The 8,331-nt window shown below is 40.5% G+C and carries 10 protein-coding genes and 4 pseudogenes; 9 read left to right on the forward strand and 5 right to left on the reverse strand.

Annotation, left to right across the window (positions count from 1 at the left end; translation table 11 throughout):
- Positions 1-50 precede the first annotated feature (50 nt).
- The 5 genes and pseudogenes from V7K62_RS10360 to V7K62_RS10380 all read left to right on the forward strand — a co-directional run.
- Positions 51-815, forward strand: a complete 765-nt coding sequence (locus tag V7K62_RS10360) for an SDR family oxidoreductase (protein WP_196510156.1) — start codon at positions 51-53, stop codon at positions 813-815.
- A 49-nt stretch (positions 816-864) separates the two neighbouring features.
- Complete coding sequence (locus tag V7K62_RS10365) at positions 865-1,077, forward strand: hypothetical protein (RefSeq protein ID WP_334863853.1); 213 nt, start codon at positions 865-867, stop codon at positions 1,075-1,077.
- 234 nt (positions 1,078-1,311) lie between these two features.
- Positions 1,312-1,713 (forward strand): helix-turn-helix domain-containing protein, encoded by a 402-nt coding sequence (locus V7K62_RS10370; protein WP_334863854.1) that lies wholly within the window; start codon positions 1,312-1,314, stop codon positions 1,711-1,713.
- Positions 1,714-1,731: 18 nt separating this feature from the next.
- Positions 1,732-2,274 carry an IS630 family transposase gene (locus V7K62_RS10375; RefSeq protein WP_334863860.1) on the forward strand — a complete coding sequence of 181 codons (543 nt, stop codon included), beginning with the start codon at positions 1,732-1,734 and terminating at the stop codon, positions 2,272-2,274.
- Positions 2,275-2,430 (forward strand): annotated as a pseudogene (locus V7K62_RS10380) (IS4 family transposase); the annotation flags it as partial.
- A 67-nt stretch (positions 2,431-2,497) separates the two neighbouring features.
- Here the strand turns inward: V7K62_RS10380 and V7K62_RS10385 are convergent.
- From V7K62_RS10385 to V7K62_RS10405, 5 genes and pseudogenes are all read right to left on the reverse strand, one after another.
- Positions 2,498-2,788 (reverse strand): annotated as a pseudogene (locus tag V7K62_RS10385) (IS4 family transposase); the annotation flags it as partial.
- An 81-nt stretch (positions 2,789-2,869) separates the two neighbouring features.
- Positions 2,870-3,097 (reverse strand): hypothetical protein, encoded by a 228-nt coding sequence (locus V7K62_RS10390; protein ID WP_334863862.1) that lies wholly within the window; start codon positions 3,095-3,097, stop codon positions 2,870-2,872.
- A gap of 2 nt (positions 3,098-3,099) precedes the next feature.
- Positions 3,100-4,062, reverse strand: coding sequence for a ParM/StbA family protein (locus V7K62_RS10395; protein WP_334863855.1), 963 nt, complete (start codon positions 4,060-4,062; stop codon positions 3,100-3,102).
- Positions 4,063-4,652: 590 nt separating this feature from the next.
- Positions 4,653-5,138, reverse strand: a pseudogene (locus V7K62_RS10400) (hypothetical protein).
- Positions 5,139-5,219: 81 nt separating this feature from the next.
- Entirely contained in the window at positions 5,220-5,354 is a 135-nt protein-coding gene (locus V7K62_RS10405) for a hypothetical protein (RefSeq protein ID WP_334863856.1), read from the reverse strand.
- Positions 5,355-5,861: 507 nt separating this feature from the next.
- Between V7K62_RS10405 and V7K62_RS10410 the strand changes: the two genes are divergently transcribed.
- The 4 genes and pseudogenes from V7K62_RS10410 to V7K62_RS10425 form a co-directional block, all read left to right on the forward strand.
- Positions 5,862-6,635, forward strand: a complete 774-nt coding sequence (locus V7K62_RS10410; protein WP_334863857.1) for a ParA family protein — start codon at positions 5,862-5,864, stop codon at positions 6,633-6,635.
- Entirely contained in the window at positions 6,632-7,030 is a 399-nt protein-coding gene (locus tag V7K62_RS10415) for a ParB N-terminal domain-containing protein (RefSeq protein WP_334863858.1), read from the forward strand. Before V7K62_RS10410 ends, V7K62_RS10415 begins: the two co-directional genes overlap by 4 nt.
- A complete protein-coding gene (locus V7K62_RS10420; RefSeq protein WP_334863859.1) occupies positions 6,985-7,596 on the forward strand; it encodes a hypothetical protein in 612 nt (203 codons plus the stop codon). The genes V7K62_RS10415 and V7K62_RS10420 overlap by 46 nt, the downstream gene beginning before the upstream one ends.
- 308 nt (positions 7,597-7,904) lie before the next feature.
- Positions 7,905-8,237: pseudogene (locus tag V7K62_RS10425) on the forward strand (YrrC family ATP-dependent DNA helicase); the annotation flags it as partial.
- Positions 8,238-8,331 lie beyond the last annotated feature (94 nt).

An 8,331-nucleotide genomic window follows, 5' to 3' on the forward strand; every position in this document is an offset into this window, starting at 1 on the left:
ATGTCTAATGACATTTTATTTGCTGATCATACCATGTTCTGTAAAATTATATGCAGTTAAAAAATGTTAAAGCAATAGTGACCGGGGCTGCCAGTGGAATCGGACGTTGCATCACTCTAGAGTTGGCTCGTGCTGGGGCCCAAGTGGTTGGGGGTGATTTGGATGTGGATGGGCTGAAAGCCTTGGAAGCAGAAGGTATTGGTTTACCAGGAAATATCTACGGGTTACAGCTTGATGTAGCAAATGAATCAATTGTTAAAGAATTTATTCTTCTCGCTTTTGAAAAGATTGGAGATGCTAATACCTTAGTTAATAATGCGGGTATCCTCCGTGATGGGTTACTAGTTACACGCGACGAAGAGGGGTGGTTACGTAAACTGCCGACGGCACAATGGAAGCGGGTAATTGATGTGAATTTGACCGGTGCTTTTTTCATGTCGCGGGAATTTGCGGCTGTAGCGATTGAGAAAAATATTTCCCCAGCTTTAATAGTAAATATCTCTTCTGTAACTAGGTCAGGCAATCCCGGACAGTCAAATTATAGTGCCTCCAAGGCGGGATTAGATGCAGACACACGGACATGGGCTTTAGAATTGGCATCCTTCGGATTTAGGGTAGCGGGCATAGCACCTGGATTGACGAATACCCCAATCCTCAGTCGCGTCTCTCCAGAAGCCTTAGCAGAGATGACTGCCAAAATACCTATTGGCCGCATAGCTGAACCTTATGAAATCTGGCAGGCGATGCGTTTTATTATTGAATGTGATTACTTTACTGGTAGCGTCATAGAAGTGGATGGCGGTGCCCGATTTTAACCTTCTCCTGTGGAAATGAGTAATTCGGTTCGAGCGGTGGAGTGACTTAATGTCTTTTATGACTTGGGAGTTGTGGTTAGCTCGTGATATTGTGACTGATAATCCTTTACCTTGGCAGAAGTCACTCGATAATTTGACTCCTGGCTGGACGAGTCGCTCAAGCTATGGGTGGAGTTTTTGCGGTGATTGGTACTCCAGCCCTTCCACCCAAACCTCGCGGAAAGTCCCCTGGTTGGGAAGCAGGAAAAAAGCGTCACCGTAAAAACCGATGTCCGATTGTTAAAAAAACAGTAACACGACCACGTAAAGAAGCATCTGTTGCTGTTTAATACCTTATACCAATTTAATATGAAGCTGCATATAATACAGAAAACAAACTCGATAAATTAAAATAACCATGAGCCGTCCTTTTAAGATTGAAATCGCAGAGAGCGAAGAAGAACTTAAAAAACGTTTACAAACAGCCAACTTAGGAAACTAAAAAGAAAAACTACAGATGCTGTGGTGGATAAAAAGCGGGCAGGTTAAGGAACAGAAAGAAATCGGAAAACGCTTGGCAAGAGATATTTCAACAGTCACGAGATGGTTGCAGAAGTACAGAAATGATGGGATGTCAGGCTTATTAGAAATCAAAAAAGCACCAGGGGCAAAACGGAAAATTCATGACGCAGCGATCACAGCACTTCAGGATGAGTTAAAAACAGGAAAAGGGTTTAGTAGCTATGGTGCGATAGGTGAGTGGTTGAAAAAAGAACATGGACTTGATATCGAGTATGGAACAGTTTATGCATGGGTTCGATATCGGTTAGGAGCAAAACTAAAAGTACCGCGTCCTCAAAGCTACAAGCAGGATGAAGAGTTGGTATCTGAGTTAAAAAAAAACTCGGTGTCATTCTGAATAGTCAAGGGAAAGCTTCTGGCACAAGGAAAGTGTGTCCGCTACCTCTGTCAGGATGAAACTAGGGTTGGGCTGAAAACCCTCACGGGGAAAGTAATTACTGCTGCTGGAATTAAGCCCACTGTTGAGGTTAAATGGCAACGAGACAATTTTTGGATTTATGGTGCAATTGAGCCAATGAGTGGAAAACATTTTCAATATGAATACCCCAAACTCAATGGTGAATATTTTCAACAGTTTTTAGACTGGTTATCTCAGCAATTAGGCGACGACTATGCAATTTTACAGATTGACCAAGCTCCCGCTCATACAAGTTCTGCGATTCGCTGGCAAGAATTTATTATTCCTCTGCTTCAACCACCTCATTCTCCCGAGCTTAACCCGATCGAAAGGCTTTGGGAGTTATTGAAAAAACCACTCAAAAATGAACTATTTTCTTCTCTACAAAATTTACGCGAGCGCATACAGCAATTGTTCAATGAACTTACATTTGAGCAGGTAATGTCTGTTTCCTCCTATAACTTTATTTTAGAAGCCCTTTTCTATGCAGCTTCATATTAAATTGGTATTAGTTTAATAGCTTATCTAATTTTACAGATATTATCTATCCCACAACAATGGGGACATACGCTATTAGATAAATTCCGTTATTTACAATCTTGTATGTGTCAGAAAATCAGTTATGTTCATTGGTTTGAGGAGATGATGTCATGTTGACTATTTTAGGCTTAAGAGAGTTAGTGTAACTGTGTATGTAAAGTTTTGTATCAGGATTCAACGTTTCTGTCCTATCTATTACTAAATAAACAACTTTATTTAAAGGAAAATATATTTTTAGCCAACTTTTAATAATTGGGAACCATATTTCTTCAACATCTATATAATTTAAAGATAAGAATCGTTGGATTTTCTTTCTTCTACTTTCAAATAATATTGGTATAGGTAAACCAGTAGCCAATGCTTCAAGGCTTACAGTTTTTATTGATTGTAATAAATTCATCAGAATTTTTAGTAATAAATATTCTGCACGTCCCAATTCTCGCTTGAGGTTTGTTTCGTAGAATTCTGGTAATATTATCATTAAATAGAGCTTGTTGCGAATGAATGCTCTTTTTCTTTTACCACAAATTGCTACACTCTTTGCAATATAAGCATTCTAAACCATTTTGTCCCCCCGCAAGTTGTTCGACTCAGTATTAATCGGGGTGGAAGCTATTTGTTGTACAGGTAATCCAGCCTTGATGAAAACAAAATAGCAATCAACTATAAAGTAAAGCGTCTCCAGGTAACTTTTACCTAGTTGTTGCGATTCTGCAAATATCCGCTCTCGGTAATTATCTTTGAGGCGAACTTTTTCCGGTGCTAAATCTTGTTTATCTGCCATTGCTATAGTTTCCCAGATGTGCTTGTTGGATTTTTGCCCATAATAGTTTTTGCCATCTCTAAAAGCCCAAAGACATTGGCTTCTACTGGATTGTCCAGGATTTTAAACCCGTTCTTCTCTAACAGTTTCCTAAATCCTGATAACAAGCAGCCTCCACCTATCGCCCAGATTTCATCCCCCTGGTGCTTGGCATCAAGTGTCAGATTCACCACTTTCTTCAAGTATTTTTCATACCAATCTTTCAAACACGCGCTGTATATATCTTTGATATCGATGTCACGACTGTATCGGGTATGCCCCACTTCCAAGCAAAATCGGATAATGGATGCATCCCCGATTTTTCCGCCATTTAAATGTTTCATCTTTTGGGAAATATCATCGATGAGAACTTCTACACCTATCGGGTAGGCGGTGTGAACTTCTCGTTTCCCTTGGTTGTAACGAGAATATAGAGTCGTACCATTGCCAAAGTCTAAAATCGTTAGCTTTTTCGGTAGTGGATGCCCGAACAATGCACCCATCCCTTCTAGTACAATTTTTAGCACTTCTACCTTCACGTCTGATTGCTTGCCAGCAAGTATCGGCTGATATTTTCCACTTAGTACTTTTTGTAGTTCATCAGCCAGACCAACATCATGTAAGCTGACGACTAATTTTAAGTGCCAAGCCTTACGGTGTGGCAGATGTGCCAATGCACCCAATAATGTCAATAATGCGTTGTTGACTTTATTTTTATTGTTGTCGGTGTTGCGGTCAAAATAATTTCCTGTACGGTAAGCTGATTCTCCAACTGTGTAAGCAGCGCCGTTAAAAACTACCCGTCCTGGCACATCTTCCATTTCCGCAGTGGTTATATAACTGGGCACACGAACCACTTCAAACCCTTCGACTAAAAGTTTCAAGCTTCCGTAACCGTTATCAAAACCCGCAGGAAAAATTTTTTGCAATGTGTGAATGTTTGACATGAGGGATAAGTCTATACACTTTGATTTGTGAAAGTTATCTGTTCAGGTGAACTGGGGGAGCAAGAGAGTAAGGCAGATAAAAATAAATTGCTATAAAATTTTCCCCTCCGCCCCCCTGCTTTTTTCTCCAGTCTCAAGAGCTTATCATAACCCCTTGGGGGCTAAGTGGGGTACAAAATGTAATACAGTCAAATATACCCCACATAGCCCCTATATATACCCTATATAGGGGTCATTTTCTCTCGAAAGTCCTGGACTATATTTGGGGTACATATAGCCCCCATATAGCCCCCACTAACAATTTTTGAAATCTTTTTTATCAACACAGTAGAAATTAATTTAGATGGTTGACTATTGGATTTATACTTTTACTGTCAATTTTTTATTACCAAATTTAGTAATTTAGTTCTCTGCAAGATGTCGAGCCAAGGTTCTGATCGACTTGCAATCTACCTACGATAAATTGCTCGTTTGGACAGGCTATTGCAAGAATTGAGATTGCCATTTGGGCTTATAAGGTCAATACTGGTAGTTGAAAAGCAATTCAGTCTTGATCTATAACTTCTTGTTTCTTACGTAACTTAGCGTTATTACTTGCTTACAGGTTCAGCTTTCTCAACTGAATTATCATTCACGCCCAAAGTCAATTCCAACGCCTGCCGTGTGGGGTACGCTTTTACTACTTGCCGATAAACATCATAATTAGTAGGTAGTGTCTGCTGAGTATTACCCACTCCATAGGTCAGTTTGTACTTTACATCTTTCACCAATTCAGGTTTACCTACCTCTTATTGAGGTCTTTTGCGTTGTTCAACTTCATCAACACCTGGTCGCGGCGGTAAAGTAGGCCACCATACCCCTCGGTCATCTGGGCCAATAACTGCTCCTGGCGGTTTCAAACCATTCCGATTCAACACTGAAGTATTCGCAAAAGTTTCAATTCGTGGCTGTGGTTGACTAGTTAGGTTATTCGCATACTTAACTTGCCAAGTGTAACTGGTGAGTGCTGTAGCTTCATACTGTTCAGCAATAGTAGTGCTGCAACTAGTTAGTGTGAGCGCCGTTAGTGCAGTCATTATTGAGGGTAAAATTTTCAACTTTTGCATTATCAATCGTAAATATCTCTTACTAATCACTCTTGAAAAGGGAGTGTGCCATCATTGCTGCCAAGGAGAAGGAATCGCTGTTGTCGAAATCACTTCTCCTGTTTTTAATCTGATACCACTCTGCTCACAGTTGGGGTATTGGACTTTCACTTTAATCAGTGAAGGATGTTCTTTATATTCTCCCATTACTAGCTCTTTTGTAAACTCGCACTTTTATTCCCTGTTGGTAGTACCAAAAAAGCGTTTATCTTAGATATCTTTCATCAGATATCGGCTAGAAATATTTGTTGTACTGTTGTATTTTCAAGCAAGATTACCCATGCAATTTCTCAGATGTCAGCAGTGCAAATCATTGGCGTTGCTGGAAATAAAAAGTGCAATATTGGTAGCGTGCATAAGCTATCAGAATCAGATTCGGATTTTTTTAACACTGGCAGAAGTTAGTCGCCTTTTGTTCGTGTATCTGCATCTAAGACAATTGCTTCTAGTTCATCTACTCTCTCTGCTGCCACCAAATACAATCCGCGTTCGCGGTATTTAAATGATAACTTGTATACTCTTGCTACAGGCAACTTCTAGGCAGTATGGAATGGAAAGTAATCTTGCAACCTCTAAGAGTTGTATTCCCCCTAATCAAGCGCTACAATCTGCCTGTATTAGAAGTACTTTTTGCGATAACTACAATTTATTAAAGTGAGCCAAACCCGGATTATTGCACTATTTAACCAAAGTGGTGGGGTTGCCAAGACAACACTTACTCAAAATCTGGGCTACCACCTTGCACTTAAAAAACGTCGTGTTTTGCTTGTGGATATGGACCCGCAGGCATCTCTCACTACATTTATGGGACTCGAACCAGACGAATTGAGTATCAGTATTCAACAAACAATAGTTGATAACAGACCATTACCTATCTATCCTGAACCGATTCATAGTATGGCGCTTGTCCCTGCTGACATTAATCTTGCGGCTAGTGAAATGCAACTTAGTAGTGCGATCGCTAGAGAATATCGCCTAAAAAATGGACTCTTAAATGTGCCAGATAATTACGACTTCATTCTCATTGACTGTCCACCTTCTTTGGGGTTACTTAGTATCATCAGCCTGACTGCTGCTACTCATATTCTCGTTCCTATCCAATGTCAATTTAAGTCATTTAAGGGAACTGAACTTTTACTCAGTACGATCACCCAAGTCCGCAGTCATACCAACCCCAGATTGCAATTTGCTGGATTTGTTCCTACAATGTTCGATGGTCGGACTGCCCAGGAGTCGCGTACACTTAAAGCTGTACAAGAACAACTATCAGAGATTGCTCCTGTATACCCACCAATCCCAAAAACTATTGCCTTTGCCGATGCTTCTGAGCGCCGAGTTCCACTAGCATTATTTGATAAAAACCATCCAGCCGTGGATGTACTCAAAAAGATTGCTAATAGCATAGATAAACTTGAATTAAAACCGTGAATAGCAAACGTAACGAACCTTACGCTGCAATCAAAAAGCCTGTCGATCTGCTGTTTGGCACTGTAACTGGGTCACAATCTGATGATCAAGCCAGCGCTACTAACACAATTGCAATTGCCAAAATCAAGCTACCTTCCTCACAGCCAAGGCGCTATTTCGACGAGCAGAAGCTTGAAGAACTATCACACTCAATCAAAGAATTGGGTATTCTTGAACCTCTGTTAGTGCGTCCGATCTCTGAGGGCGATTATGAATTAGTAGCCGGGGAAAGACGCTACAGAGCGGCATTGATGGCTATTTTAAATGAGGTTCCTGTAGTAGTCCGCATAATGATGCGACTACGTACCAAGTGCGCCTCGTTGAAAACCTGCAACGCGAAGACCTCAATCCACTAGAAGAGACTGAAGGTATTCTTGAACTATTGGCATTTCGGTTGTCAATAAGTACGTCAGAAACTGTCAAACTGCTTCAAAAAATGGAGAACGAAGCTAAAGGAAAAATTACCCGTAACGTTACGGGTAATTCTCAAACTCTACTTGTGGAGGAAATATTTACAGCGTTAGGAGGCATGAAGTGGGATTCATTTGTTCGCAATCGCTTGCCTTTACTCAATCTCCCTCTGGATGTGCTTTCAGTATTGCGTTTAGGAAAAATTGAGTACACCAAAGCACGGGCAATCGCTAAGGTTAAAAATGAAAAAACAAGAATTCAACTACTAGAAGACGCGATCGCCTACAATCTCTCATTGAGCGAAATTAAACGGAAGATTCCAGAAATTGAGCAGAAGCCGGAATCAGAGTCTCGTACTCAAACAGAGTCAACATCTCTGAAAGACCGTGTTGAGGACACACTCCGCCGTTTTAAGCAGTCCAAGGTATGGGATGATCCGAAAAAAAAAGCAAAGCTAGAGAAGTTGTTGGCTCAGTTGGATGTATTGATGAAAAATGACTTCACAAATTGAGAAAAATGAATTAGCTAAAACTGATAAAAAAATTTGATCTTATACCACTAATATTTGGGGGATTGACTGTGACCTTATATCAAGTAGTTGAGTAAAATGTTGCAGTATGAGCGGTAATTGTCAAATATGAACAATATGCCTTATTGAGAATAGGTGAAAACAGAGCTTCAGATCGAACAATCAGGAATCAAGGGTTTCGAGGATTTCTTATCTCGAACTTCTAATACCGGGCATCTCAGTTAGTATTTATGTACTATAATTAACTGACTTCCAATATTATAATAATGTGCGGCCTCTTCTAACAGGCAATGTCCACTCCCCCTAATCTTTCCCCTCAACAAGTAAGTGCCTTTCCTCAACACGAAACAATCACCGGAGTCGTAGAACGTTTAACTTTTTACTCTGCTGAGTCAGGCTACACCGTTGCAAGGCTGACCCGCCCCCGTTGCACTGAACTCACAACAATTGTCGGCAGCTTTGCTAATATTCAACCAGGTCAAACTCTGCAACTTACGGGTTTTTGGCGTGATCATCCCCAGTTTGGGCCACAGTTCCAAGTCATCAATTACCAAGAAACCAAACCAGCCACTCTCACCGGAATTGAGAAATATCTCGGGAGTGGACTAATTAAAGGTGTTGGATAGGCTTGAGCATCATCAGATGCACCAACTTTAACCAACCCAGTTGAGTCCTCAAATTCTAGTTGACAATTATTTTTTATCCGCAAGACAAAAT

It is taken from the genome of Nostoc sp. (assembly GCF_036917935.1).
Lineage (GTDB): Bacteria > Cyanobacteriota > Cyanobacteriia > Cyanobacteriales > Nostocaceae > Nostoc.

What these genes read in the sequence shown, in the direction of transcription:
- V7K62_RS10360 (WP_196510156.1), top strand. Translation starts at nt 51, where the DNA reads ATGCAGTTAAAAAATGTTAAAGCAATAGTGACCGGGGCTGCCAGTGGA.
- V7K62_RS10365 (WP_334863853.1), top strand. Translation starts at nt 865, where the DNA reads ATGTCTTTTATGACTTGGGAGTTGTGGTTAGCTCGTGATATTGTGACT.
- V7K62_RS10370 (WP_334863854.1), top strand. Translation starts at nt 1,312, where the DNA reads ATGCTGTGGTGGATAAAAAGCGGGCAGGTTAAGGAACAGAAAGAAATC.
- V7K62_RS10390 (WP_334863862.1), bottom strand. Translation starts at nt 3,097, where the DNA reads ATGGCAGATAAACAAGATTTAGCACCGGAAAAAGTTCGCCTCAAAGAT.
- V7K62_RS10395 (WP_334863855.1), bottom strand. Translation starts at nt 4,062, where the DNA reads ATGTCAAACATTCACACATTGCAAAAAATTTTTCCTGCGGGTTTTGAT.
- V7K62_RS10405 (WP_334863856.1), bottom strand. Translation starts at nt 5,354, where the DNA reads ATGGGAGAATATAAAGAACATCCTTCACTGATTAAAGTGAAAGTCCAA.